Raw genomic sequence first — 26,079 nt, forward strand, 5'->3', positions numbered from 1 at the left:
AGTTGTATCGCAGGATTATAAGTAAAGATCCAGTACGGCTCTTGGCTCTAACTCTTCACCATCAAGCTCATTGTTCCAGTTTAACCCCACTAGCACCTCATCCGTTGCCAGTGTGGTGAGCCAATCTTCTAAGAATTCCTCAAGTGACAGCTTGGTAGGCACAAAGCTCGCCCACTCATCCACACAATGACACTGCGCATCTTCCTCTTGGCTCCAAAATGGCATCACTTCCGAGTCTTCAAACTCAGATGAATCTAATGATAGCCACTGGCCTTGGTCGTTACAAAGCCCCCACACGGTTTCAGTTTTCTGGCTGTCAGCCACAAACAGGGCGGTGTTCTTTTTCACATCTTGGGTTAATTTAGACATAGTGCGCTCTCAGTGCTTAAGGTTAGAAAGGGTAACAAATTCGATTAAACTCGTTGAATGTGGCAAGCATAAGAAGCTAATGCGATAAAGTCTATATATCTTTGGATGAAGTTGTGGTGTTGATGTGTGATATCAATAATTGGGTGTGCGATGCAGGGGGGCTCTGGGCTTGCTTGATATTTTAGTTAAGCAACGCGCTTCGAGGGGACGGCAAGCTGTCTGCAAGCCTGCCCAACTGCACAGGTGGCATAGGTATCATTGAGATTGCCCCCGCTATTGCGCTTGTTCCCCGCTATAGACCTCAACAAATTCAATATCAACAGCTTTAACGCCATATATTTCTTCAAAAGCGTCATTCAAAGATTTAAACGCGCTGACCAGATAAAAAGGGCTAATACTTCCAAAAACATAGTAAAAAGCAAGTGACTTAGTCATAAGGTCGCCAGCCTGGGAGTCTCTTGCTGGATTAAACTTCCTCATTTTCACTTTCTCATAGAACTCCATGATTTCGAAAGATAACTCATCATCTTTAGTCCACTAGGAAAACCTTGATTCATCATTCAGCACTTGTTGGTATGTATATTTTATGGCCGAAAGGTAGTCCATAGGAGGTGATATTCTAGGCGTAGAATCAGACAACTTTTTCTGTTTAAAAAACTTATCAAGGTTAGACAAGGAAGCTTCGCTAGCGTTAAAGCTCCCTTTTCTATCAGGCCAGTTCTTAATATTTGATGGACCAACATCAAGTCCTGCATAGAAGAAGAACATTCCTACCCGATTTGCGACAATTTCCAGTGTTCTCTTGGACATCTCATAGCATTTTCTTTTATCACTCGCATATTTAATGGATGTCGTCATTACAAAAAATATATATGCAGCAACATATGAATACGACAAATTCTTGAGAACATTATCTATTTGATCTGCATAAGGAAACCATGGTTCTGCGTTTTCACCAAAAATACCGAAAACCACTATGTAAATAATTCCGATGCAAGCAACACTGAATGCTACCTTATGAGACTTGAAATCTTTTATAAATGCATACCAAAATACACTTTTGAAGGTGTTTCGTAGTTTTCCAATCATTTCTCACCTGATGTTTTATCCTTATCTTTTAGCACCTTACCAACAAACCATTTCATTATAAAGTATTGCCTATGATCTAATATTGGACATATATGGTCACTCCCTATAATTCAAGGGGAGTGTGTTTAATTTATGTGTATTTTTAGCTCAATATATCACCTTGCACTAAGCTGGAGCTTTCACTGTTGGGGTAACGGTTTCTCGACATATATCCGGCGTCTTAAAGGCTGTAGTTGTACCACTACACACCAATCCATTTGCGCTAATTTACATCCTACCCCGTAGTAAGTAGAGCACTACACGGCTAAAGCTAGGTTAATTGGGTTTGATCAGGGGGCAGGGATCTGGCAGCACTAACCGAACGGCTCCTTTGACGACTTCAATACGAATGGTTTCTGTTTCAGAATTGACAGATTCGCCATCAAAGTTGGCTGGAATGTTGCGGCCAGCGGTTTTGGCTTCTACCCAATCACACTGGAATGTTTTGATAAACTCACCGTTACGGGGAAAGTTGGATAGCTCACTAATTACTTGCGGCAGCTGGCTGGGTTCGAAATGGCGGATCAGTGTCAGTTCCATTAACCCATCATTGATCCAAGCGTTAGGAGCCAGCTGTTGCCCCCCTCCAGCCTGAGATCCATTACAGAGAACGCCGGCGAGAATGGTGCCACTGAAGGTAAATGTTGCGCCTTTTAGCGTCACCGGGTAGGGCTGAAACCCTGCCGCCTTGGCGATGCCCATCAGGGTGTAAGCGCCTCCTCCAAGGAAGTTTTTTAACTCAACCGGGGTTTCTCGGGTTACTTCGGCACCAAAACCAGTCGAGATCACGTTGAGACAATAGCGACCAGCCATATTTAGCAGATCACATGCCTCACTTCGCCCTTCAAGAGCCAGCCTTAATGCTTGCTCTGGTTGCTGTGGAATATTAGCACTGCTAGCAAAGTCATTGGCTGTGCCCAGCGGCAATATAGCGAGTTCCGGTCTTTTGTTATATTCATATTGCATTAATGCGTTAACTGCTTCGTTAAGACTGCCATCACCACCGCCAACTAAGATCCGTGGTATTGAGCGCTCAATAGCTTCGTCGACAAAGCGCAATATATCGCCGCCTTCCCAAGTTACTCTCACATCCAACAGTTGCCCCTTATCACGCTGTTGATAGATAGCAGCGCGGATCTCCTCGTTGCTCGCTTTTTTACCGTTGAGGATCACCATTAGATGAGACATGAATATTCCTTATTAGCCTAAGTATAGGGGCTGGCATTTGTATCATTGTTATACATTATTCGTTAAAGGGGAGCAAAAAGTCAGGCAGCCACTGACTTGATCTATTTCACACCTAAACCAGCTTCAAAAGCAATGCCACCTAAATGAATATTCTAGCGATCCAAGACTTTTTAATAGCTCTTAACCCAGGAACTAAACCAGTAAACTAAACCTGTAACTAAGGCTCAAACAAAAAATGCTCATACCATCAAGCTTGATGGTATGAGCATTGAATAACCTTAATGGATACCAGTTTCAGCTACAGCCAAAGTTAAAGGGTTATTCCCCTTGTTTAACCTGTGCGACCAAGGGGAGGGTGCGGGTTTTTATGATTAGGGTCACCATAGCTAAGGTCGCAATGGCTAGGCCAAACACGGTCGACGTGGCCATGGGTAAACCAAAACCTATGCCTGCATTGGCGAGGTAGGTGAAGGTTACCGCGGTCATAAAGGTGGCTGGAATACTGCATATCCAGTGGAATTTACCTTCGCGCGCCAAGTAAGCGGCCGCAGCCCATAGCATAATCATGGCGGTGGTTTGGTTGGCCCAACCAAAGTAGCGCCAAATCACGCCAAATTCGGCATGGGTGATCAGGTAACCAATAATAAACATAGGAATGGCGATTAATAGGCGCTTAGGCATATTTTGTTGAGGCAGCTTTAAGAAGTCGGCAATGATCAAGCGTGCGCTGCGAAACGCGGTATCACCCGAGGTGATAGGTAGCACGATAACGCCTAAGATTGCCAAGATGCCGCCTATGGTGCCAAGTAGTGAGGTAGAAACCTCATGCACCACGGCAGAAGGGCCGCCAGCTGCTAGGGTAGCATTTAATGCATCGGTGCTTTCGTAGAAAGACAAACCTAAAGTACACCAAATCAGTGCGATCACACCTTCACCTATCATGGCGCCATAGAACACAAAGCGGCCTGATTTTTCATTTTGCATGCAACGCGCCATCAGTGGCGATTGGGTAGCATGAAAGCCCGATACCGCGCCACACGCGATGGTGATAAATAGCAGTGGCCACAAAGGTAAATCCGTTGGATGCAAATTGCTGAAATCAATGCCTTGTGAGTAAAAACCGTGGTCACTGACCGCAAGGCCGATGACTAAGCCAACGCTCATGAAAATGAGCAGAGCACCAAAAAAGGGATAAAAGCGGCCAATGATCTTATCCACGGGGACGATAGTGGCAATGACGTAATAAGCAAAAATAAGTGCAATCCACATGCCCACACCGGTATCTGACAGGCTACTTAAAAGGCCTGCTGGGCTAAGTACGAAGACCACGCCGACCAAGAGCAAGAGCACCACGGCAAAGGCATTCATAAAATGCTTAGCCACGTTGCCCAGTTGTTGACCCACTATGGTGGGCACGCTGGCGCCATTGGCGCGCACCGACATCATGCCAGAGAAATAATCGTGCACTGCGCCGGCAAAGATACAACCAATCACGATCCAGAGCATGGCAACGGGGCCATATAAAGCACCTAAGATGGGGCCAAAAATGGGGCCAACACCGGCGATATTAAGCAGTTGGATCAGGTAGACTTTTTTATTGGACATGGGCACAAAGTCAACCCCATCGGTCAGGGTATGGGCCGGGGTTTGGCGCTCAGGTTTAGGGCCAAAAATCTTTTCGATGACTTTGCCGTAAGTAAAATAGCCAGCCACTAATAGGCCGGTGCAGAGTAAAAACCACAACATGATTTCTTCCTTAATAGAGGGGTTAATCACATCAGGCTAATCGATAAACAGATCCTATTCGCGGCCAAATTAGTTAAGTGGTCATATTGAATGGCTAAGCGGTTGGCTGGTCAGTTAAGTGGTTTTACTCTTGGTTTCTCTTTGGCTAATCAGGAGCAGTTAATTAGCCAATCGACCAGCATGTTAAGCAACGGTTACTTAACAATGGATTACAGGTTTAATGTTGAAGAGAGCTACTTATTCATCCGTCAGCTCTTCTCTAATGGCTAAAAACTTGTCACGATTGTCTAGTAGTAAGGAAACAAGTAAGGGCTCGAAGAATTTTCCTGATTCTTGCTCAATATACTCAAATACCGATTCAATGCTCCATGGCTCTTTGTAGATCCGTTTTGAACAAAGGGCATCAAAGATATCTGCCAAGGCACAAATGCGGCCGAATATAGGAATATCGGTGCCAGAAAGCCCCTGTGGGTAACCTTGGCCATCCCATCTTTCATGGTGTGTTCCCGCGATGATGGCGCCCGCATCAAGCAGTGTTAAATGAGAGCCCATAAGCATTTGCTGGCCTTTTTCGGCATGGGTTTGCATTAAGGCCCATTCTTCATCATTGAACTTGGCCGGTTTATTTAACACCCTGTCAGGGATCCCCACTTTACCTATATCATGTAAAGGGGAAGCAAATAAAATGGTCTCACAATCTTCTTCCGATAACCCATATAGTTGGGCGAGTAACTCGCAGTAACGTGCAACACGTTTGACATGAAATCCGGTTTCATTTGAGCGACTTTCTACCACTTCGGTCAGGCGATAAATGACTTCACGCTGAGCCTTTTTCATCTGATCGTTTAGGTCGATGTTTTTAAGGCCGACCACTAAATTTTCGGTGAATACTTCTAGTAAATGTTTATCAAGGGCTTCAAGTGAGGTGTCCACTTGAATATAAAAAGCCATGGCATAGTGAGCGCTTTGGCAGTAGATAAGTAATTCTTGCTCTTCGAAAATAGTGCGGCGAGTTGTGATTGCTCGCTCAATAAGCTCGGCAAATGGCAGGGTTGTGGTGCTGTGTTGTTGTTGCTCTTCTTGGGCAAACTTACCTGTGCCGCAAATGGTGAGAATGGAGCGGCGGTTTATGTCTGTCTCAAAAACTTGCTTTGTTAAATCAAGCAGTAAGGTGTCTGTTACATTAATAAGGGTGACAATTTGTTCTAAGGCCGCTTTGGTAAATGCAACAAACCCTTGTTTGTCCATTACATTTTTTGTTGCCTTAACGACTTGTTCCATGCCCACTTTACTGTGCTCTAAAATCATAATGTGTTGATAAGCACGCAGCGCTGTCATGGTGGTGGTAAAGAGCTTTTGCGCGGTCAGCTCGGTTTTTGCCTTGTAGTCATTAATGTCGTAATCGCGGATCACGGACGTTTCTGGAGCTTGCCCCGGTTGCCCGGTTCTAAGGACAATTCGCACATTATGATCGTGGAAGTCTTCGCGGATCCATTTCGCTAAATCTAATCCAGCATGTTCATTTTCCATCACAACATCGAGCAACACCATGGCGATATCACTGTGTTCTTGAAAGGCAAGTTGCCCCTCTTTGCCTGAATAAGCACTGATAAAATGAAGAGGACGGTTCTCAAACTCAACGCCAGTCAATGCCAGTTTCGTTACCTTGTGTATTTCTTCTTCATCATCCACAATCAACACATTCCAAGGGGGATATGTGCTTACTTGGTTGTCATCTTCATCGGCGAAAAAATCATCACTGAAAAGTTCATCGTTCATGGCTAATCCTCTGCGGGTAAATAGATATCTGCACGTAAACCTGATGGTTGCATATGGTGCAATTCAATCTTTCCATCCATTTTGCGAATGATGTTGTATACGATGTTTAACCCCAGTCCTGTCCCACCTTTGCCCCTTTTGGTTGTAAAAAAGGGTTCAAAAAGTTTGCTTAGAATGTCATCACTCACCCCTGTGCCCGTATCAAAATAACTTAGGTGTAGTTGGCCGCTCTCAATGGCTGCGTTGACTTCTATGGTGCCTTGGTGGCCGTCGTCAAAGCCATGTACTAACGAATTGTTGACTAAATTAGTGAGTATCTGATTGAGTTTACTGGAGCAAGCGTGGAAGATGACCCCTTCATCAATATGGTTGATAAAAGAGATGGGGCGATTTTTGAATTTGTGATGAAAGCTGTTTTGAATATTATCGACTAACTCTTTCATATTGATATCAAAGGTGGCATCGATGGACTGGTCAACAGCGAGCTGCTTAAAGCTTTTGATGAGCTCACTGGCACGTTGTAGGTTGTTTTCTATTATTTCACCTGTTTCTAAGGTGTAGCTAAAATAGGTTTCCAAATCCGACTTTTTCATGGTTTTATTTTGGTACAAGCCTTGGATTTGTTTTGCTTGTACGACGAGGTGTGATGCCGCGGTGACGCCAATCCCCAAGGGGGTGTTAACTTCATGAGAAACCCCCGCCACTAACCCTCCTAGTGAAGCTAATTTTTCTGACTCGACCAATTCAGATTGCGTTTGCTCGAGCAATTCGATCTTGTGTTTTAACTGAGATGAGCGCTCGATGACCAAGGCTTCAAGGTTTTCATTAACGTGTTTTAACTCATTTAAATAGTTATAGCGGACCAAGGTGTGGCCAAGGGATTGGCCAAACTGGCCTATTATTTCCTTTAGCCAGGGTTGCATGGGGCGTTTATGTACTAAATTATCGCATGCTATCCAGCCGATGGGCTTATCTCCATCCCACATGGCCGCCATGGCGTTCCAGCCCTTGCCTACCACCTTGTTGTAGTAAAGTAAGTCAACATTTTCCCACACTTCCACATGCTCCTTGGAAGCCAAGGTCATTTCTACCCAAGGGGCTTCGGGTATCGGTCCTCGAAACTGGGTTTCATCTTTTACCTGACCATCTTCATCTGTGCCCCATGTGCCGACCATTTCATTGGTTTCGGGGTCTAATAGAAAGATGGCTAATCTATCGAGATAAAGGTGCTTTTGTGCCTCAATAATGGCTTGTTTGTACAGTTGTTCTAATGAATCTACTTGACTGAGTCTAAGCATGATTTCATGCAATCGAGACATGGTGTTGGCAAACATTTGCCAACTTTCTGTCGTTTCATGGTCAGCATGGCTTAACTCATACAAGTAAAGGCCATCAATGTGACTTACCTTGTCCAGTTGTAGGGAAAGAGCGGTAAAGTCGGGTTGCAATAATTCACTGGCGTCAAGTTTCTCCAGGAAGCGCTGGATATCGACTGCGCCTCTTGTCAGTTCGGCCTTAAGGGGTTTGCTTTGACAAAGGTAGTGAGACTCAGGCTGATATAACATCATCAGCGAAGAGGATTGTGTGCAATATTGTTCGGCCCAAGTGGAAGCTGTCATATCCCATACTTTCTCTGTTTATTGTTCAATTTAGTTCAAGAGCTGAGTTATTGCTAACGGCTTCGTGAGCGCTTTCACGACGACATGCAAAGCATGTGTTAAGCCGAGTGAGTTAATCTGGTGGTCTAATGCGCTGAGCTATGGCAGGAGGGAAAGTGTCACGGGAAAGAAAATACTTCTTTATGTAAACCAAGTGTCTGTTGTCATTGTTAGAAGGGCTTGCAGTGCGACCTCTTTATTGCAATCCAAAATGTTGCTTGATGCTTTTTAAATAACGCCGGCTGACGGGGACCTTATGGCCTGAGGGCGTGATGATGTCGGCGTTGCCGTTGTCGTGTAGTTGGATCTCTTTGATGGCGTGCTCGGCAATCAGGTATTGGCGATGACAGCGCAGCAGCGGGGTTTTTTGCTCTAAGGTTTTTAGGGTTAATTGAGTATGGCTTTGCCCTGCGGCGGTGATCACATGAATGCCGCAATGATCGCTCAGGACGTATTCCACTTCATTTAAGGCGATCAAACGTATGGTTTGCTGAAAATAGCAAGGCAGTACATTGAGGGATTCGGTTGTATTGAAGCTGATGGTTTTAGGAGAGCAATCTTGACGAAGGCGCTGTAAGGTTTGGTGCAATCTGGTGCTGGCTATAGGCTTTAAAATGTAGTCAAACGCTTTTTCCTCAAAGGCTTTAACGGCAAATTCATCGAAAGCGGTGACAAACACGATGCGCGGCAGGTGCACCTCATCTAGCATGGCGGCCAGCTCTAAGCCGGTGATTTTGGGCATCTGAATATCTAAGAAGATAAGATCTGGCTTGAGTTTATTGACTAACGCTAAGGCTTCAATGGCGTTACCTGCCATGCCGACACATTCAAAGTCGGCTTCGCCTTGCATTAAATAGTTTAATTCATCACGAGCCAGTGGCTCATCATCGATAATCAGATAGCGGATCATGGATTTAGCTCCTTGGCTGAGGCTTGGGTTGATGTTTGGGTTGGCAGTGGCAAGCGAATATTGACCCTAGTGGTGACGTTAGGCTCACACTCTATAGTAAGGCCGTAGTCGGGGCCAAATTGGCTTTTGATGCGTTTGTCGACGATATCTGAGCCCAACCCCGACTCTTCATCCCTTACTTTTGTTGCTTGATACAAGCCGGCATTATCGGTGACACACAGGCATAAATGTGTGGTATGGGGTTGTATTGAGACCTTGATAACACCGGCCTCAAGCAAGTGCGATGTGCCATGTTTGATGGCATTTTCGATAATGGGCTGCAAGGTAAAACAAGGCAGTATCAGGCTGCGGTAGGTGTCTGGGATGTCTATTTCAACCGTTAAGCGATCGCCAAAGCGGGCGCGCTCTATGGTTAGATAGGATTCCACGTGCTTTAGTTCTTCATCTAAGCTGGTGATATCGGCGCTGCGCTTGAGGTTTTTACGGAAAAAGTGCGATAAGTTCAGCAGTAAGTCGCGCGCCTTGTCGGGGTCGCTGCGGGTGACGGCGCTGATGGTGTTAAGGGCGTTAAACAAAAAGTGTGGGTTGATTTGGGCGTGGATCAACTTGAGCTCAGATTCTGTTAACAGGCGTTTTTGCTCTAAAAACTGACCAAATAAGATTTGGCTGGACAGCAGCTTGGCGATGCCTTCACCTAAGGTTTTGTTTATATTAAGGAATAACTTGTGTTTGGGTTCGTAGAGTTTGATGGTGCCCACTACCTCACCATCACCAATGCGCAGAGGAATGACAATGGCCGAGCCCAATTTGCAGTTTTTGTCTATGCTGCATCGATAGGGGATATTAATGCCATCGGCAAACACCACCTTGTTGTTATTAATGGCCTCTAGGGTGAGGCCGGAGCAGATGGCACGGCCAACCACATGATGCTGGTGGCCGATGCCGGTAAAGGCTAATACGCGTTGTTTATCGGTGACCGCGACGGCTCCAACCTTGGTTTCTTCTAAGAGAATATTGGCTATTTTTTCTGCGCTGGCTTGATTTAATCCCTTGGCGGCAATGCCTACGGTGCGATCGGCAATCAGCATGGCTTTGGCCGAAAAGGCACTGGAAAACTTATCAAACATGGCCTTTTGGTCGCGGATCATATGCATAAATAGCGCTGCGCCTAGCGCATTGGCAATCAGCATGGGCGGGGCAATAAGGGTGACTAAAGCAAGGGCTTGGTCAAACGGTTTGGCGATTAATAAAATGACCCCCATTTGCACGGCTTCAGCGGCCAAGGTAATAAAAAAAGCCAGCCAAGGGCTAAATAAGCCTTCGATATTGCGTTTTTTCACTAAGTAAAGGTGCAATAACCCGCCCATCAGGCCTTCTAAGGTGGTGGAGATCATGCAGGCCAAATCGGTAAAGCCGCCCAGACTATAGCGATGTATACCACCGGTCAGGCCGACCAAAAAGCCTACCACAGGCCCGCCAAGTAACCCGCCTAATACCGCGCCAACCGCTCGGGTGTTAGCGATGGCATCTTGTACCTCTAAGCCAAAATAGGTACCCATGATACAAAAGCCACTAAATACAAAGTAAATAACCACTTTATGAGGCAAAGAGACGGAAATAGACACTAAGGGCCTAAAAATCGGTGTTTTACTAAACAGGTACGCGATCACCAAAAATACGCTGAGCTGTTGGATCAGTGAAATGATAAGGGCCATGGTGTGCTGTCCTGTCAGACTTAGCCCAGCGAAAGGGCTAAATAGGTAAAAAGGGGACTTATCTGTGTTTATTAGATATTACAATAGCTTTGCGTGTAACTATGTTAGCTAACCCGCATAAAAAACTATCTTGTCCCACTTTATCTGCTGCTTATATAGCCCGATATGATGAATAAACATGATAAAAACGAAAACTGGCTTGCAAATCAGGGATTGATTGGTATTTTGTCATCTCGGCCTGTGCCGATTTAGCTAAGCTGACCAATGTCGGAATTGGTCAAACGATAGGCGAAGTAAGGGTTAACAATAACAAAGCCCGAGACTTCAAACTTCAATTCGATATCATAAATAGTGGGTTTATCATGCAAAAAGACAGTTTAAATAACGTTCATATTTCTTCAGAACAAGTGCTGATCACACCAGCCGAGCTAAAAGCCAAATTACCAGTATCTGAGAAGGCGCTGCAATTCGTACAAGATGCACGCACCACCATCTCAAATATCATCCATGGTAAAGATCATCGTTTGCTTATCGTCTGTGGTCCTTGTTCCGTCCATGACCTAGACGCAGCTAAAGAATATGCCTATCGTTTGAAAAAATTGCATGAAGAATATAAAGACACCTTGTATATTGTAATGCGTGTCTATTTTGAGAAGCCGCGGACCACAGTTGGTTGGAAAGGCTTTATCAATGACCCACATATGGATAACTCATTCGATGTTGAAACCGGTTTGCACCTAGGCCGTGAATTATTGGCTTGGATTGCGGAATTAGAGCTGCCGGTTGCGACCGAAGCCCTCGATCCTATCAGCCCACAATACTTAGCCGAGCTATTCAGCTGGTCGGCAATTGGTGCGCGCACCACAGAATCACAAACACACCGTGAAATGGCCAGTGGTTTATCTATGCCAGTGGGCTTTAAAAACGGGACCGACGGCAGCTTAGCCACCGCGATTAATGCGGCGCAATCGGCAGCGGCGTCTCACCGTTTTATGGGCATCAACCAAGAAGGCCAAGTAGCCTTGCTACAAACCCAAGGTAACCCAGATGGCCACGTGATTTTACGTGGTGGTAAGCAGCCAAACTATGATTCGGTTAATGTGGCATTAGCCGAGCAAGAAATGGAGAAAGCGGGTCTGCGTCCTGCCATTATGGTGGATTGTAGCCATGCTAACTCAAGCAAAAATCACGAGTTACAACCTAAGGTGTGTGACAACGTGATCGGCCAAATTCAAGCGGGTAACCGCTCTATCATCGGTGTGATGATCGAAAGTCACATCAATGCGGGTAATCAAAGCGCGGATTTACCGCGTGATCAAATGCAATATGGCGTGTCGGTGACCGATGCGTGTATTGATTGGGATACCACGGCCGAGCTGCTGAAGAAAACCCATGATAATTTGGCCGCGCCGCTGCAAGCGCGTTTGGCTAAGTAATAGGTAGCTGTATGTCGCATCCATTAGATAATTTGCGCCATCAAATTGATGAAGTGGATCAACAACTCGTTGATCTACTGGCGCGTCGATTAGATTTGGTGCATAAGGTTGGTGAGGTCAAAAGTGAGCATGGCCTGCCGATTTACGCGCCGGATCGTGAAGCGGCCATGCTCGCTAAGCGTCGTGAAGAAGCTGAAAACAAAGGCGTGCCGCCGGATCTGATTGAAGATGTGTTGCGCCGCACCATGCGTGAATCTTATGCCAGTGAAAACGACACGGGGTTTAAAACCGTTAATCCGGATTTACGTTATGCCGTGGTCATCGGCGGTGGCGGTCAGCTTGGTAAGCTGTTTGTTAAAATGCTGCGCCTCTCGGGTTATCGCGTTGAAATTCTTGATAAGGATGATTGGCACAAAGCCGATGATTTGCTAAGTCAAGCTGGCTTAGTGATAGTTGCAGTGCCCATTGAGGTAACCGAAGCCACAATCGCTAAGTTAACTCAGTTGCCGCAAGATTGTGTTCTGGCCGATATCACCAGTACTAAATCGGGTCCGCTGCAAGCCATGCTTGCCGCTCATGCCGGTCCTGTGGTGGGATTGCACCCTATGTTTGGCCCAGATATTTCTAGCTTTGCTAAGCAGGTTATCGCGTATTGTGATGGCCGCGGCAGTGAGCAATATCAATGGCTGATCACCCAAATGCAGATCTGGGGTGCGCGTTTGTATCCAACCTCGGCACAGGCGCATGATGAGGCCATGACCTTGATTCAAGCTCTGCGCCACTTTACCAGTTATGCCTATGGCGTACATTTAGCGGCGGTGGATGCCGATGTGAAGCAGTTACTTGAGCTTTCATCGCCTATCTATCGTTTAGAGCTGGCCATGGTGGGACGCTTGTTTGCCCAAGATCCTGAACTTTACGCTGATATAATTATGGCTAATCCAGATAACCTGAACATGATCCATTCGTATCATGATTCTTTAGGTGAGTCGGTTAAGTTACTTGAAGCCGGCGATAAGGCGGGTTTTGTGGCGTCATTTAATCGCGTTAGTGAATGGTTTGGCGATTATGCCCAGCTGTTTATGAAAGAAAGTAAGGCGCTGTTGCAGCAAGCCCATGACAGTCGACACTATCAAGACGACAAATAAACAAAATTAAAGTATGAAAAAAGGAGCCTAGGCTCCTTTTTTTAGCTTTCCACTTATTTTAGCTTTCCACTTTGGGCTCCTCGCTCTGGCATTCCAATTTGTGCTCAGTGAGTTCGGCTTCGATGTCGATGATCTTACGTTTGTAGCTGCCTTTGACCAGCTGATAGTTTAGCTCAGGGGCAAACCACAGGTGCAGTTTTCGATCTTTTTTGCGCACTTGGCTGATCTTGATAGCCTTGATTTCTTTGCCGTTAACCTTAATGGTTTCTTCGCCTTGAGCTTGAAAGAAGTAGCGGCTGGTTTCATCACTTTTTTGCAGCACAAAATCAAACTCATCACGGTTTTGGGCCATCACATAATGGCGCATTTGCAGCGAGATGGCTTCAAAATCAACAATGGGGTGCTCTAGATCGGCGTAATCTGTGGTTTCACCATTTAAGGTTAACTTGCTGGTTAGCCCATTTGCACTGAAGGTCGTTTGAATGGACGTGGTACTTAACCCTTTTACATCTTGCTCATACGCTCGAGTTAAATATCGGTTTTGTATTTGGTTCCACTGCACGGTTGCTTGATGCACGCCGCGAAACTTGAACATTAAAAAAGAAACCTTACCGGAGGTGGAAGCCTTGATCATGCCGTCCTGCCAAACTTGCTGACGGTTAACATGGCCTACCTTACTGCCTTTATAGCTAAGTTGATAGGACAGCTTATCTATGCAGTTTGCTTGTTGTGGCTCACTGGCAGCCAAGGGAGCAGACCAAGCCAGACCAAGGAAGACAGAAGAGGCAATAAGGGCTTGCGCTCTGAGGCGGTGCCATAATTGGTTGACTTGCACAATTGACTCTCCTGTATTGAGTGTTTAGGCCTGATCTATCAGCTTGCTTAGGGCCCCTAACTTTTCTAGCTTCGGTATTTCATTGGCATCGCTATCTATGATAGTGCCACTTAAGCCTAACGCAATTAAGTCTTTATTTAACAATAGTAATTCATCTTTAGCAATGGTGCCTAGGGGGTGAACAAGAATAGGCAACTGAGTTTGGGCCTTTAAGCGGCAGGTTTGTGTTAAGTTTAGTTGGCTGACGTCGCTTTGGTAGTAGCCCTGTTCACACAAAATGACCTGCTGGTTACCTTGCTCCATGATGGTGGATGCACTGCTTAGCCAATTGTCGTTGTCGGTTGTGGTGGCGCGGCACAAGATAACTGGGCGATGCTGACGACCGACCTGCTCTAGTAGTTCAACATGATGCATTTGTTCGCCAGCGAGGTAGAGCATATCGGCGTACTTAGCCGCTATCGCAACTTCACCAAGCTGTTTGACCGGCAGTATCAGGGAAAGGTTGAGTGCTTTTGCTTGTCGTTGACAAGTTTGCCAATGTTGCATTAGCCCTTGGTTGCTTAGGGGGGCGTTAAAATGAAGGAGCACGCCTTGCACGCCTGCATTTTTTAGCTTTTGGGCCGCTGGGGCAAATTCCTCTTGGTCGCCTAGGGTGACATTAGCGAGTAGTTGATATCCTAGCGTATGGCTTAAGTCAGCATGGGCTTTTGGGGCCGATTGTTGAGACTGAGCTTCACCTTGATGATGGATCTTTGCTAGCTCGGCTACTGGGACTTGTGTGGCTTTTACCTCATTGCTGGGGTAGCAACCTAACACTTTTAAGTATTGCGTTTGCGGCGTGATTTCACTTAGAGCTTGTTGCATGGCTGGCGCGTCTAGGTTTGCGGCTAAGTCGATATAAAACATCTCCTCCCAAGGGTTTCCTTGAATAGGGCGCGATTCCAACTTAGTCAGGATGAGATTGTATTGCTTAAATACACTTAACACATTGAGCAGGGCCCCTGCGCTTTGCCCCGTTGCTAAAACCAAGGTGGTTTTGGCTGGGATCTGACTGGTCACTTTAATGGCTTGGCGTGCGATCAAGATATAGCGACTTAAATTATCTTGTTGATTGGTGACAGGGGCTTGCAGTAGGGCTAAGGATTCAACTTGAGGCTGTTGACGGCTGCAAATCACAGCGCCATGGCTATTTTGCTGCGCTTTATCTAGGGCTTCGCTGCTGTTGTGGCAATACACTAAGCTGACTTGTTCTAGCTGTTGCAGAAATTGACTCGACTGCTGCGCTATTTGTGGTGTGCAGTAAATGGTTGTCAGTTGAGGTAGGGTGACTCCCTCAGGCGCATAAAGCCCATATTCCGTATCTAATACAATTTCACCCACAATAGATAAGCTGGTGTGCTGGAGTAAATCATAGACTTCGTTGATGCTGCCCGCGCTGGTAGTTTCGATGGGAAGAATCCCTAAGTCAGCATTGCCGTGTTCAACTTCATGTATGGTTTGTTTGAAATGTTTACAAGGCCATTCAACCAAGGCTTTGCCTTGACGGTTTAAGTATTTTTGTCCCGCAAAAAGGCTTTCACTGTCTGCCACATAGGCCAGTTTAGTTTGTGCCATGGTCGACTCTGGGTTGACTAGCTGCTGTAAGTAGACCTGCTGCGAGCGCACCGAATCTTCTAAGATGGTGTGGTATATTTCGGTGATGTAGTGGGCGTCTAGGCCGAGGGCTTTACCTTGTGTTATGAGCCGGGCTAATAAGGCTTGCTCGCGCTCTTCGTCTCGAACTGGCCTTGGATTGGCTTGCTTACTGCGCGCCACATCTAACGCGATCGCTTTGCGTTTGGCTAACAAGGTTAATAATTGACTATCGAGTTCGGTGATCGTGCGTCTAATTTCTTCTAAATCTAAACTGGCCATACATTTTCCTGAATAAAAAAACCTCCCCAAGGGGGAGGTTTATTATGGCGATTTTGAGCGGTTTTACCAACTGCGTTTTAAGCGGCAACCTCTTCTTGTTCCTCAACGGCGCGCTTATGGGCACTTGAACGCTGTGCATTGGGTTTGTCGACGTGTTTATGCAGTTGTTTTTCTAATTTTTGTCCTAATTTGTTGATGGCCACATAAAGATCGTCGTGACTGGCGGTGGCAAACAAATCACCGTTTGGAATGCCGATGGCCGCTTCAATTTTGAATCCTTTTGGCTCCTGAGTAATGATGAAATGCGGCTTGATAAGGGGGATCTGCATCTTTTCTAATCGGTCAAAACGAGCCGTGATTTTTTCACGCATTGGGGTAGTGATAGTCATGTGTTTACTTGTGATTTCTATAGTCATAAATAACGCCCCTGATTGTCTTTTTTTGCTTTGGTTCTGTTTCAGATTACGATTTTTTAGAAATAAAAATGTGATTTTGATCGGTCTTTTGCTTAAGGGAATTTCTATCGATTAAATTTATGATCTAGGCGAGTTTATGCTTAATTAATCCGGATTTTTGCTTGTTTTCGACTACGCCCTATAGCAATATTGAACAGATAAGCAGCCTGGGTTAGGCAACGGGGGTGCCGTTGATGTGACGCCCGTGCTGTTATTCTATCTCATCGTCATCGCAGCGATGCTCCTCGATTTTACAAATCAAATTTATCAAATGTTCGCCGTAAACATAACGAAATGGGGAGAAACCTAAGTTATCATGTTGTATTCACACCAATTGAGTTCAAGCTATTTGATATATGTTTAAAGGGATATTTACGAAAAAGGCGACCGATGCCGAAGAAGCCCATCAACTTGATTCTCCTGAGCTGCCTTTAGCCAGAGCGAAACTGGTTGAGTCTCGGTCTGATGCTAATCCCTATGAAGGACAAAGTGTTTTTTGGTATTGGGATGTCGGCCAAGACAGGATAGTGTTTCAAGGCTGCAACTCGACCAAGATGCAAAAGGTAGCCGGGCAAGTAGAACTAACCAGCCAGCGTTTGATTGAGTTTGTTTGTCCTGAAGATCGCGCCGCATTTCGGGTTTTTCTCGATGAAGCATGGCGAGGGGAAGCGCCCGCCCCGATGGAATACCGAATGATAGCCCCCGATGGTGAGGAGTTTTGGGTAGTCACCACTTTAAGTACCCCGATTTTAGATGATTTAAGTAAGCCATGTATCCTGGCTACCACCACAGAGCAAACCCTCTACCGCAGCGCAAATGAACAGCGCCAACGCCAAAATGATATGTTGTTGCACTTGGCCACGGATCCAGCCTTGAGCCAAGGCGACAGTGCTAATTTCTTTGCTCACTTGGCAAGGCACTTATTCGAGTTGTTTAAATTACGTCATGTTAGCTTTTGGATGGCAAACGAGACATTAACATCGCTAACTTGTGTTGAGTATTTGGGCGACGGCTTTGGCAAATTGGGTGAAGTGTTATTGCACCAAGACCATCCTGCATTTTTTGCTTCGGTGATGGAGAGCAAAATTATTGTCTCTAGCGAGATGGCCTATGCCCCCCATTCGCAAAGTTTAGAAGTACCAGAGCATATTCGCTCGAGTATGCAAGGGAGCATTGTTGCCGAAGGGGTGGTCAAAGGGGTTATCTTATGCCAAGTTGCAGGCAAGGTTCGCCAATGGAGTATTGACGAACAAGCATTTTTAAAATCTGCAGCCGCATTGGCGGCCCGCGTGATGGAAATGGCACAGCGCGGGCAACAAGAAAAAGCGCGCTTACAACGTGAAGGGTTAATAGACGTTATTTCTAGTGCGATTTCTGCACAAACCGGTCAAAGCTTTTTTAATGCCTTAGTGGCCGAGCTTGCAAAGGCATTAAAAATGCGCACGGTGATGTTGTGTGAAATCGAATCGGATTACACCGCACGCACCTTGGCCATGGTTGAAGATGGCGAAATGCAACAAAGCATGATTTTTTATACCGCGGGCTCACCCTGTGAAAGGGTGAGTGAAGCGGGGCCGCAAATATTTAAAAAAGAGGTTAAGAAGTATTTTCCTGACTGTGGTGAGTTTGTTGATTGGCAAGTAGAAGGTTACGTTGCTTGGCCATTGCACAATGGACGAGAGCAAATCATCGGCTATTTAGTGTTAATGACCGACGATGTGATTGTCGATGATGCCAATGTTAAAGCGCTATTGAATACGTTTTCGGTCAGGGCGTCAGCTGAATTGGTGCGTAAACAAGATGAAGCACAAATGAAGCTGTCGGCAGTGGCATTTGAAACCAATGAAGGCATCATTATTGCCGACCCTAACGCACTGATCCTGCGTGTTAATCATGCTTTTACCGAAATTACGGGCTACAGTGCCGATGAGGTTGCAGGCCAAGATATCAGTATATTAAATGGTGAGCGCCGCAGTGACCAAGATATTTCCCTTTCACAAAAACTCGATGAAGAGGGTAAGTGGAGCGGTGAATGTTGGCGTTTACGTAAAAATGGCGAGCTTTACCCGCAATGGGAAACCATTACCTCGGTGCGGGATGATGAAGGTAATGTGACCCATTATGTGATTTGTTTTGAGGATATGTCGGAGCGAAAAGCGGCGGAAAAACGTATTGAGAACCTCGCTTATTATGATGAGCTGACCGGTTTACCGAATCGGCGTATGCTGCTTGAGAGTTTATCGGATGCCTTTGAACAAGCCCGAGCCAATAATATGGTGGGGGCGTTACTGTTTATCGACCTAGACCATTTCAAAACCATTAATGACTCTCTTGGCCACGCTGCCGGTGACTGGATTTTAGAGCAGGTTGCCAGTCGTTTACGTAATATGATCCGTGACGATGATATATTGGCGCGCCTTGGCGGGGATGAGTTTGTCTTGCTATTACCTGACCTTTCTGAAAATCCACCGCACGCAGAGCAGCAAGCCAATATTGTGGGTGAGCGCTTGATCCAAATCGTCTCCGCGCCTTATCACTATGGCGAGCAAACCCTTCATATTGGCGCCAGTGTCGGTATTACCCTGTTCCCGGGCAAAAAACAAAGCGCGAGTGACTTACTAAAACAGGCCGACACAGCCATGTATCAAGCTAAGTCTGCCGGGCGTAAAACCTTGATGTTCTTTGATATTGGCATGCAAAAGCAGGCCGATAAACGCTTGACCATACATAATGCGCTACGCTCAGCCATTGAAAAGAATGAGTTATTGTTACATTTTCAGCCGCAGCACATGGTTAGCACTGGGGAAATAGTTGGGGTCGAAGCACTGATCCGCTGGCAGCCTGAAGGAAAGATGATGGTGAGCCCCGTTGAGTTTATTCCTATTGCTGAAGAAAGTGATTTAATCATCGAAATTGGGTACTGGGTCTTAGTAGAGTCTTGTAAACAATATATGCGTTGGGTTGAGCAAGACATCCATTTACCGCAAATTGCGGTTAATGTCAGCGCGAAACAGTTCCACCACCCAGATTTTGTTGAGCAGGTGGAAGAGGCCCTTAGGTTATCGGGGATGGAGCCAAGCCATCTGAACTTAGAAATCACCGAGTCAGTGGTGCTTGGGCATGCAGAAGAAACCATTCGCAAAATGACCTTATTAAAAGATAAAGGCATTAGCTTTTCGGTGGATGATTTTGGGGCAGGGTATTCATCGCTGTCATACCTTAAGCGTTTACCTGCCGATGAACTCAAGATTGACCGTTCATTTATCCGCGATATCCCGCGTGATACACGGGATATGGCGATAGTTGAAGCGGTGTTGGCGCTCGCCAAACACATGGGATTCAGTGTGACCGCAGAAGGCGCAGAAACGCGCCAGCAATTGGAATTTTTGCAAAAACAAGAATGTAATTTTTATCAAGGTTACTTGGCTAGCAAACCCATTACTGGCGATGCAATAGTTCGCTATGTCAAGCGCTTAAAAACCATCTAATCGAAACAACAGTGACAGTTTATGTCGCTGTTGTCACCGTTTGTCGCAACTTTTGTTTATCTTTATTTGATTTTGTCGGTTTTCTGATAAACTGGCGCCTCCAATCTTGATTGAGTGTGACAAGGACGGTTATATGCAGCTCAAATCGCTTTTATTGTTTGTTGGCTTGCTTAGTGCACCTGTATTTGCGGGTAAAATATACACTTGGACCGATGCGAATGGTACGGTGCACTACAGTGCTACCCCTAGAATTGATGCTAATGCTAAGCAGTTTGATGTCTCCACGACCAATGTGATTAAAGCCGATCCTATCGACATCAAAACCGCTGCTCACGCCTCCCCTGATACCGACTATTCAAGCCAAGATGCCGCCAATATGATGAGTAGTGACATGTGCCGAGGGGCTAAACGCAAACTCAAGTTTAGCTCGCAAATGATTACCAGTGGCAATTATGAGTGGAAGGGCAACAAATTCAATAAAGAGCATATAAAAGCGATGCAAAAAAACGCCAAGAAACAAGTTGAAGCATTTTGTTAGGATAAAGTTTACTAAGTTCAATGGCGATAACCATGGATTTTGTATCTTATGGGGCGGTGACAACCCGCGCTTTGGTTAAAGGGGTGATCATTCTTCACAGATTGGCTCTTGTTGAATTTGACAATAACCGCTAACCTCTATGCTACGTTTTGTTTTTCAATATGTTAAGCATGGTTTGAGGTTGTGAGTTGATGAGAAAATTAGCTTGTCTTTGGTGCTTTATCTGGGTTAACTTTCTTTTTGTAGTCACTTCATTGGCAAACCCGCTGCCAGAACAGGCTAAGCATGCGATTGCCATGCATGGTGACGTGAAATATCCCGCCGGTTTTAAACATTTCGATTACGTCAACCCTAAGGCGCCAAAAGGGGGCGTTTTTAAGCGTGCTGGCCGAGGCACCTTTGATTCGTTCAACCCGTTCATCGTCAAAGGCACGCCAGCTGATGGGGTGAGCCTGATTTATGACACCCTAATGCAGCCGTCGGCTGATGAGGCGTTCACTAAGTATGGCCTTATTGCTAATGGCATTGCAGTGGCGCCAGATTATAGCTCAGTGACGTTTTGGCTTAATCCAAAAGCACGTTTTCATGATGGTCACCCCATTACCAGTGAAGACGTGGTGTTTAGTTTTAATACCTTCATTGAGCAAGGGGCGCCTCATTACAAATCCTATTATGCGGGGGTGGATGGGGTCATCGCCTTAGATCCACATCAAGTTCGTTTTGATCTCAAACCCGGTGACAACCGTGAATTACCGCTCATTTTGGGTCAACTGGTGATTTTGCCTAAGCATTATTGGCAGCAACACGATTTCTCAAAATCCAGCTTGCAGATCCCTCTCGGCTCGGGACCCTATAGAATTGATTCCTTTGATGCGGGAAGAAAAGTGGTTTATCGCCGTGTGGAAGACTATTGGGCGAAGGATCTCAATGTGAATCTAGGTCGTCATAACTTTGAGCAACTGAGCTTTGATTATTTCCGTGATACCACGGTAGCCTTTCAGGCATTTAAGGCGGGGGTGTTTGATTTTCATCAAGAGTATTCCGCTAAGAATTGGGCAACGGGATACACAGGCAAGGTATTTGAACAAGGCCAAATTATCAAAGAACAACTCAAGGATGCGAACCCGCAAGGGATGCAGGGGTTCTTTTTTAACTTACGTCGTGACAAGTTCAAATCTCGACAGGTGCGCGAAGCCATTGGGCTGATGTTTGATTTTGAATGGTTAAATCGACAGTTTTTTTATCAAGCTTATACCCGAGGTGATAGTTTTTTTGCTAATTCTGAACTGGCTGCGAAGGGCTATCCAAGTGAAGGGGAGCGAGGGATCTTGACTCCCTATCGAGATGAACTGCCTGCTGACGTCTTTGCTCCGGCCTACCGTCCAAGCAAAACCGCTGGAGATGGTAATATTCGAACGCAAATGCGCCAAGCTGTTGCGCTGTTAACCGAGGCGGGTTATGAGCTCAAGGGGGGGCGCTTACTCGATGCGAAAGGAGAGCAGTTATCCTTTGAGTTTTTAGTCTATGACAAAGGGTTTGAACGGATTATTCAGCCATTTCGACGAAATTTAAGTCGCATCGGCATTGCTACCGAGATCCGCTTGGTGGATATTTCACAGTACATCAATCGTCTCAATAGTTTTGATTTTGATATCACAACCTTACGTCAGGGGCAGTCCAGCTCGCCGGGTAATGAGCAGCCTTTATATTGGAGTTGTGAGGCGGCCAATACGCCAGGGTCTCGAAATTATGCGGGGTTATGTCACCCGGTGGTCGATCAATTAGTTGAAGGACTCATTGCAGCGCAAAATCGTGCCGATTTAGTATTACACACTCAAGCCCTCGATAGGGTATTGCGCCAATTGCACTTTGTGGTGCCACAGTGGTACAGCCCTTATCACCGTATTGCTTATTGGGATAGATTTTCACGCCCCCATACTCAGCCGCTTTATGATATTGGGTTAGATACTTGGTGGTATAAGGGAGCGAAACAGGAGGTGAAGGTTGAGTAATCACTTAACGGAAATAGACATCGCCCTGAGCGTGGGAGAAAGAGATGCATAGTTATATTTTTCGTCGATTACTGCTTATGATCCCGACCTTGATTGGCATTATGACTATCAACTTTTTCTTAGTTCAGGTGGCACCGGGCGGGCCCGTTGAGCAAGCGATAGCTAAAGTGCAAGGCTTGTCTGGTGATGCGACTAATCGTATGGGAACCGGAGATGGCAGTGAACTGGTTAGCCATTCATCGCAAAGCCAATATCGCGGTGCGCAGGGGATTGATCCTGAGTTTATTGCTCAACTGGAGCGTCAATATGGGTTTGATAAACCGATAATCGAGCGCTACTTCTTGATGCTTTGGAATTATGCACGATTTGACTTTGGAGACAGTTTTTACCGCGATATCAAGGTCACGGATTTGCTGCTGGAAAAAATGCCCGTGTCCATTTCCTTAGGGCTTTGGACCACCTTGTTGGTGTATTTGATTTCTATCCCCCTAGGGATCAAAAAGGCCTCCCGCCATAATTCGGGGTTTGATGTTTGGACAAGCACTGTAGTGATCATAGGCTACGCGATTCCGGCCTTTTTATTTGCCATTATGTTAATTGTGGTGTTTGCAGGAGGCACTTATTTTAGTTGGTTTCCACTGCGAGGCTTAACGTCAGATAATTTTGCTGAGCTGAGTCTGATGGGCAAAATTGCTGATTACTTTTGGCATCTTGCCTTGCCCGTTACCGCCTCGGTGATTGGCAGTTTTGCTGCTTTAACCATGTTGACGAAGAACGCTTTCTTAGACGAGATAGCCAAACAGTATGTGGTCACGGCGAAGGCGAAAGGTTGCAGTGAAAAACGCGTGCTATATGGCCATATTTTTCGTAATGCGATGTTGTTGGTGTTGGCGGGGATGCCAGCTGCATTGATCGGTATTTTTTTAACGGGCTCGATGCTGATTGAGGTGATTTTTTCCCTTGATGGCTTAGGTCTGCTTGGTTTTGAGTCGGTGGTGAACCGAGATTATCCGGTGATCTTTGGCTCCTTGTATCTGTTTACCTTAGTCGGGCTGATCTTGAAGCTTGTCACCGACATCTCCTACACCTTGATTGATCCACGAATTAACTTTGCGGGGCGTAGTTAATGCAAGCTTGGCAGACTTTTAAAACCAATCCGATTAATCAGCGCCGCTGGCAGCAATTTCGCGCTAACAAGCGAGGCTATTATTCCCTTTGGCTGTTTGTGGTGTTGTTTGTGATCAGCTTGTTTGCCGAGCTAATTGCTAATGACAAGCCCATTTTGGTGTCGTATCAGCAAAGCTGGTATATGCCTATATTCAGTGCTCATCCAGAAACCACTTTTGGGGGGGACTTTGATACTTGGACTGACTTTAGCGATCCTTATATTCAAGACCAGATAAACCGACAGGGCTGGATGATATGGCCACTGATCCCATTCTCATATGATTCCATCAATTATGCCCTGACAGAGCCTGCCCCTTCAGCCCCTAATCAGGTGAACTGGCTTGGCACTGACGACCAAGGGCGAGATGTGTTAGCGAGACTGATTTATGGTTTTCGGATATCGGTGTTGTTTGCCTTAGTGCTCACTTTATCCAGCTCGGTCATCGGCATCACCGCAGGCGCTATTCAGGGCTATTACGGTGGCTGGATCGACTTGCTTGGCCAACGTTTGATTGAGATTTGGGAAGGTTTACCCATGTTGTTTATGCTGATCATTTTGGCCAGTGTGGTACAACCTAACTTTTGGTGGTTGCTGGGGTTAATGTTGCTATTTAGTTGGTCTAGCTTGGTCGGTGTGGTACGCGCCGAGTTTTTACGTGGCCGCAACCTTGAATATGTTAAAGCGGCGAAAGCCTTAGGGGTCAGTGATAAGGCGATCATGGCTAAACACATTTTGCCCAATGCCATGATTGCGACCATGACCTTTTTACCTTATATCTTTACCGGGGCGCTGACGACGTTAACGGCGCTTGACTTTCTTGGTTTTGGTTTGCCGCCAGGGTCGGCATCCTTAGGTGAGATGGTGGCCCAAGGTAAGGCTAATTTGCAGGCCCCCTGGCTAGGTTTAACGGCCTTTTTCTCGTTGTCGGTCATTTTGGTGTTATTGGTGTTTATTGGCGAGGCGGCTCGTGATGCATTCGATCCAAGGAGAGCCCAATGAATATGAATCAAGCTACGACGTTATTGTCGGTATCGGATTTACGAGTCAACTTTGCAGATCGATGTATCGTGGATCAGGTGAGCTTTAGCTTAACTAAAGGGGAAACGCTCGCCTTGGTGGGGGAGAGCGGCAGTGGTAAGTCGCTTACCGCTTTATCGCTATTAAGGCTATTACCAAATGGCGCCAAGGCAACGGGTCAAGTGGTACTTAATGGCCAATCAATTTTGCCACTCGATGATACCCAGATGCAGCAGATCCGCGGTGAGCGCATCAGTATGATCTTTCAAGAGCCAATGACATCGTTAAATCCGTTGCATACGATAGGTCAGCAAATTGCAGAAGTGTTGTGGTTACATCAAGGTCTTAATTATCAACAGGCGATGGCTCGCATGCTCGAGTTGCTTGATTTAGTGGGTATCGATGAGCCAAAGCGACGCTTAAAGCATTACCCTCATCAGCTATCAGGTGGCCAACGTCAAAGGGTGATGATCGCCATGGCTCTGGCCAATGAGCCTGATTTGTTAATTGCCGATGAGCCAACCACCGCGCTAGATGTCACGATTCAAAAACAAATTTTGGAGTTACTGAAAGGCCTACAACATAAATTGGGAATGGCCATTTTACTGATTACTCATGATCTGAACATAGTGCGCCACTACGCCGATAACGTGCTCGTGATGCAACAAGGAAAGTTAGTTGAGCAAGGGCTAACTCAAGCATTATTTGCCTCGCCCCAGCATGGCTACACTCAGGCTCTATTAGCAGCTAATCCAAGCGGCGAGATGGTGCCTCTGGTTGATCCTAAGCCATTATTAACGGCCAGCAATATTCGGGTATGGTTTGCCAATAAAGGCGGTTTGTTAGGGCGAACACTGTCTTATTTTAAGGCGGTAGATGGCATTGATTTGCAAGTAAATCAAGGTGAAACCTTAGGTATAGTGGGTGAAAGCGGCTCAGGGAAAAGTACGCTAGCTCAAGCCATTTTAGGTCTGAACGCCAGCCAAGGTAGGGTCGATTTTCTTGGCGAAGAGATCAGTGATAAAACATCCGCTCAGCTCGCGCCGCTGCGTAAACAATTACAAATCGTGTTTCAAGATCCGTTTGGTAGCTTAAGTCCGAGAATGTCGGTGCAACAGATCATTAGTGAAGGTTTGCTCGTGCATGAGCAGTTGTCCCCAGAGCAAGTTCAAGCCAAAGTGAGCGAGGTACTAACTGAAGTGGGCTTGGATGAATCGGCAGCCAACCGATACCCCCATGAATTTTCAGGCGGGCAACGCCAACGTATCGCTATTGCGCGCGCCTTAATTTTACAGCCAAGGTTAATCGTGTTGGATGAGCCGACTTCGGCGCTCGACCGTAGTGTGCAAAAGCAAATTATTGAGCTGCTAAAAGCCTTGCAAAAGAAATATGGCTTAAGCTATGTGTTTATTAGCCATGACTTGGCTGTGATAAGGGCGATGTGTCACCGAGTGATGGTGATGAAAGGAGGTAAATTAATTGAGCAGTCTGAGGTAAATTCATTATTTAACCGGCCGAAATCTGACTATACTCGGCAGTTGTTATCGGCCGCCTTTATAAGTTAACAATAGGAGT

Annotated in this window: 20 protein-coding genes; 8 read left to right on the forward strand and 12 right to left on the reverse strand. The window is 46.0% G+C overall.

The window, feature by feature from the left end; translation table 11 throughout:
* Nucleotides 1–15: 15 nt before the first annotated feature.
* From K6Y21_RS00185 to K6Y21_RS00225, 9 genes are all read right to left on the reverse strand, one after another.
* Nucleotides 16–369, reverse strand: a complete 354-nt coding sequence (locus K6Y21_RS00185) for a DUF2750 domain-containing protein (RefSeq protein ID WP_233069582.1) — start codon at nt 367–369, stop codon at nt 16–18.
* Nucleotides 370–642: 273 nt separating this feature from the next.
* Nucleotides 643–804 (reverse strand): hypothetical protein, encoded by a 162-nt coding sequence (locus K6Y21_RS00190; protein WP_233069583.1) that lies wholly within the window; start codon nt 802–804, stop codon nt 643–645.
* 102 nt (nt 805–906) lie between these two features.
* The gene (locus K6Y21_RS00195) at nt 907–1,458 is read right to left on the reverse strand and encodes a hypothetical protein (protein WP_233069584.1); all 552 of its coding nucleotides are present in this window, start codon (nt 1,456–1,458) and stop codon (nt 907–909) included.
* A 315-nt stretch (nt 1,459–1,773) separates the two neighbouring features.
* Nucleotides 1,774–2,685 carry a lipid kinase YegS gene (gene yegS / locus K6Y21_RS00200; protein WP_233069585.1) on the reverse strand — a complete coding sequence of 304 codons (912 nt, stop codon included), beginning with the start codon at nt 2,683–2,685 and terminating at the stop codon, nt 1,774–1,776.
* A gap of 318 nt (nt 2,686–3,003) precedes the next feature.
* Complete coding sequence (locus K6Y21_RS00205; protein WP_233069586.1) at nt 3,004–4,431, reverse strand: carbon starvation CstA family protein; 1,428 nt, start codon at nt 4,429–4,431, stop codon at nt 3,004–3,006.
* A gap of 237 nt (nt 4,432–4,668) precedes the next feature.
* Nucleotides 4,669–6,210 (reverse strand): HD domain-containing phosphohydrolase, encoded by a 1,542-nt coding sequence (locus K6Y21_RS00210; protein ID WP_233069587.1) that lies wholly within the window; start codon nt 6,208–6,210, stop codon nt 4,669–4,671.
* A 2-nt stretch (nt 6,211–6,212) separates the two neighbouring features.
* A complete protein-coding gene (locus K6Y21_RS00215) occupies nt 6,213–7,829 on the reverse strand; it encodes a sensor histidine kinase (protein WP_233069588.1) in 1,617 nt (538 codons plus the stop codon).
* Nucleotides 7,830–8,064: 235 nt separating this feature from the next.
* Nucleotides 8,065–8,778: a two-component system response regulator BtsR gene (btsR, locus tag K6Y21_RS00220; protein ID WP_233069589.1), complete on the reverse strand. Its 714-nt coding sequence runs from the start codon at nt 8,776–8,778 to the stop codon at nt 8,065–8,067.
* Nucleotides 8,775–10,493, reverse strand: a complete 1,719-nt coding sequence (locus K6Y21_RS00225) for a sensor histidine kinase (protein WP_233069590.1) — start codon at nt 10,491–10,493, stop codon at nt 8,775–8,777. Before K6Y21_RS00225 ends, btsR begins: the two co-directional genes overlap by 4 nt.
* 362 nt (nt 10,494–10,855) lie before the next feature.
* On the opposite strand from K6Y21_RS00225, the gene K6Y21_RS00230 reads away from it, so the two are divergent.
* Together K6Y21_RS00230 and tyrA are read left to right on the forward strand one after the other, a co-directional pair.
* Complete coding sequence (locus tag K6Y21_RS00230) at nt 10,856–11,929, forward strand: 3-deoxy-7-phosphoheptulonate synthase (protein WP_233069591.1); 1,074 nt, start codon at nt 10,856–10,858, stop codon at nt 11,927–11,929.
* Between the two features lie 11 nt (nt 11,930–11,940).
* A complete protein-coding gene (gene tyrA / locus K6Y21_RS00235) occupies nt 11,941–13,077 on the forward strand; it encodes a bifunctional chorismate mutase/prephenate dehydrogenase (protein WP_233069592.1) in 1,137 nt (378 codons plus the stop codon).
* A 58-nt stretch (nt 13,078–13,135) separates the two neighbouring features.
* Here the strand turns inward: tyrA and K6Y21_RS00240 are convergent, their stop codons facing one another.
* The 3 genes from K6Y21_RS00240 to hpf all read right to left on the reverse strand — a co-directional run bounded on the left by K6Y21_RS00240 (nt 13,136) and on the right by hpf (nt 16,242).
* Entirely contained in the window at nt 13,136–13,912 is a 777-nt protein-coding gene (locus K6Y21_RS00240) for a DUF3108 domain-containing protein (RefSeq protein ID WP_233069593.1), read from the reverse strand.
* A gap of 24 nt (nt 13,913–13,936) precedes the next feature.
* On the reverse strand, nt 13,937–15,826 hold the full coding sequence (locus K6Y21_RS00245; protein WP_233069594.1) for a chorismate mutase: 1,890 nt from the start codon (nt 15,824–15,826) through the stop codon (nt 13,937–13,939).
* Nucleotides 15,827–15,903: 77 nt separating this feature from the next.
* Nucleotides 15,904–16,242 carry a ribosome hibernation-promoting factor, HPF/YfiA family gene (gene hpf / locus K6Y21_RS00250; RefSeq protein WP_233069595.1) on the reverse strand — a complete coding sequence of 113 codons (339 nt, stop codon included), beginning with the start codon at nt 16,240–16,242 and terminating at the stop codon, nt 15,904–15,906.
* A gap of 395 nt (nt 16,243–16,637) precedes the next feature.
* Between hpf and K6Y21_RS00255 the strand changes: the two genes are divergently transcribed.
* The 6 genes from K6Y21_RS00255 to K6Y21_RS00280 all read left to right on the forward strand — a co-directional run bounded on the left by K6Y21_RS00255 (nt 16,638) and on the right by K6Y21_RS00280 (nt 26,069).
* Nucleotides 16,638–19,769: a GGDEF domain-containing phosphodiesterase gene (locus tag K6Y21_RS00255; protein ID WP_233069596.1), complete on the forward strand. Its 3,132-nt coding sequence runs from the start codon at nt 16,638–16,640 to the stop codon at nt 19,767–19,769.
* Nucleotides 19,770–19,902: 133 nt separating this feature from the next.
* Nucleotides 19,903–20,307: a DUF4124 domain-containing protein gene (locus K6Y21_RS00260; protein ID WP_233069597.1), complete on the forward strand. Its 405-nt coding sequence runs from the start codon at nt 19,903–19,905 to the stop codon at nt 20,305–20,307.
* 191 nt (nt 20,308–20,498) lie between these two features.
* Nucleotides 20,499–22,319 carry an extracellular solute-binding protein gene (locus tag K6Y21_RS00265; protein ID WP_233069598.1) on the forward strand — a complete coding sequence of 607 codons (1,821 nt, stop codon included), beginning with the start codon at nt 20,499–20,501 and terminating at the stop codon, nt 22,317–22,319.
* 44 nt (nt 22,320–22,363) lie between these two features.
* Nucleotides 22,364–23,446, forward strand: coding sequence for a microcin C ABC transporter permease YejB (locus K6Y21_RS00270; protein WP_233069599.1), 1,083 nt, complete (start codon nt 22,364–22,366; stop codon nt 23,444–23,446).
* Nucleotides 23,446–24,486 carry an ABC transporter permease gene (locus K6Y21_RS00275; protein WP_233069600.1) on the forward strand — a complete coding sequence of 347 codons (1,041 nt, stop codon included), beginning with the start codon at nt 23,446–23,448 and terminating at the stop codon, nt 24,484–24,486. The genes K6Y21_RS00270 and K6Y21_RS00275 overlap by 1 nt, the downstream gene beginning before the upstream one ends.
* Nucleotides 24,483–26,069, forward strand: coding sequence for an ABC transporter ATP-binding protein (locus K6Y21_RS00280; protein WP_233069601.1), 1,587 nt, complete (start codon nt 24,483–24,485; stop codon nt 26,067–26,069). The genes K6Y21_RS00275 and K6Y21_RS00280 overlap by 4 nt, the downstream gene beginning before the upstream one ends.
* Nucleotides 26,070–26,079: the final 10 nt, after the last annotated feature.

This window comes from Motilimonas eburnea (assembly GCF_021295345.1).
Taxonomy (GTDB): domain Bacteria; phylum Pseudomonadota; class Gammaproteobacteria; order Enterobacterales; family CBDFNC01; genus Motilimonas; species Motilimonas eburnea.

Excerpts from the sequence above, each read along its gene's own strand:
- K6Y21_RS00185 (WP_233069582.1), bottom strand. The coding sequence starts at position 369 with ATGTCTAAATTAACCCAAGATGTGAAAAAGAACACCGCCCTGTTTGTG.
- K6Y21_RS00190 (WP_233069583.1), bottom strand. The coding sequence starts at position 804 with ATGACTAAGTCACTTGCTTTTTACTATGTTTTTGGAAGTATTAGCCCT.
- K6Y21_RS00195 (WP_233069584.1), bottom strand. The coding sequence starts at position 1,458 with ATGATTGGAAAACTACGAAACACCTTCAAAAGTGTATTTTGGTATGCA.
- yegS (WP_233069585.1), bottom strand. The coding sequence starts at position 2,685 with ATGTCTCATCTAATGGTGATCCTCAACGGTAAAAAAGCGAGCAACGAG.
- K6Y21_RS00205 (WP_233069586.1), bottom strand. The coding sequence starts at position 4,431 with ATGTTGTGGTTTTTACTCTGCACCGGCCTATTAGTGGCTGGCTATTTT.
- K6Y21_RS00210 (WP_233069587.1), bottom strand. The coding sequence starts at position 6,210 with ATGAACGATGAACTTTTCAGTGATGATTTTTTCGCCGATGAAGATGAC.
- K6Y21_RS00215 (WP_233069588.1), bottom strand. The coding sequence starts at position 7,829 with ATGACAGCTTCCACTTGGGCCGAACAATATTGCACACAATCCTCTTCG.
- btsR (WP_233069589.1), bottom strand. The coding sequence starts at position 8,778 with ATGATCCGCTATCTGATTATCGATGATGAGCCACTGGCTCGTGATGAA.
- K6Y21_RS00225 (WP_233069590.1), bottom strand. The coding sequence starts at position 10,493 with ATGGCCCTTATCATTTCACTGATCCAACAGCTCAGCGTATTTTTGGTG.
- K6Y21_RS00230 (WP_233069591.1), top strand. The coding sequence starts at position 10,856 with ATGCAAAAAGACAGTTTAAATAACGTTCATATTTCTTCAGAACAAGTG.
- tyrA (WP_233069592.1), top strand. The coding sequence starts at position 11,941 with ATGTCGCATCCATTAGATAATTTGCGCCATCAAATTGATGAAGTGGAT.
- K6Y21_RS00245 (WP_233069594.1), bottom strand. The coding sequence starts at position 15,826 with ATGGCCAGTTTAGATTTAGAAGAAATTAGACGCACGATCACCGAACTC.
- hpf (WP_233069595.1), bottom strand. The coding sequence starts at position 16,242 with ATGACTATAGAAATCACAAGTAAACACATGACTATCACTACCCCAATG.
- K6Y21_RS00255 (WP_233069596.1), top strand. The coding sequence starts at position 16,638 with ATGTTTAAAGGGATATTTACGAAAAAGGCGACCGATGCCGAAGAAGCC.
- K6Y21_RS00260 (WP_233069597.1), top strand. The coding sequence starts at position 19,903 with ATGCAGCTCAAATCGCTTTTATTGTTTGTTGGCTTGCTTAGTGCACCT.
- K6Y21_RS00265 (WP_233069598.1), top strand. The coding sequence starts at position 20,499 with ATGAGAAAATTAGCTTGTCTTTGGTGCTTTATCTGGGTTAACTTTCTT.
- K6Y21_RS00270 (WP_233069599.1), top strand. The coding sequence starts at position 22,364 with ATGCATAGTTATATTTTTCGTCGATTACTGCTTATGATCCCGACCTTG.
- K6Y21_RS00275 (WP_233069600.1), top strand. The coding sequence starts at position 23,446 with ATGCAAGCTTGGCAGACTTTTAAAACCAATCCGATTAATCAGCGCCGC.
- K6Y21_RS00280 (WP_233069601.1), top strand. The coding sequence starts at position 24,483 with ATGAATATGAATCAAGCTACGACGTTATTGTCGGTATCGGATTTACGA.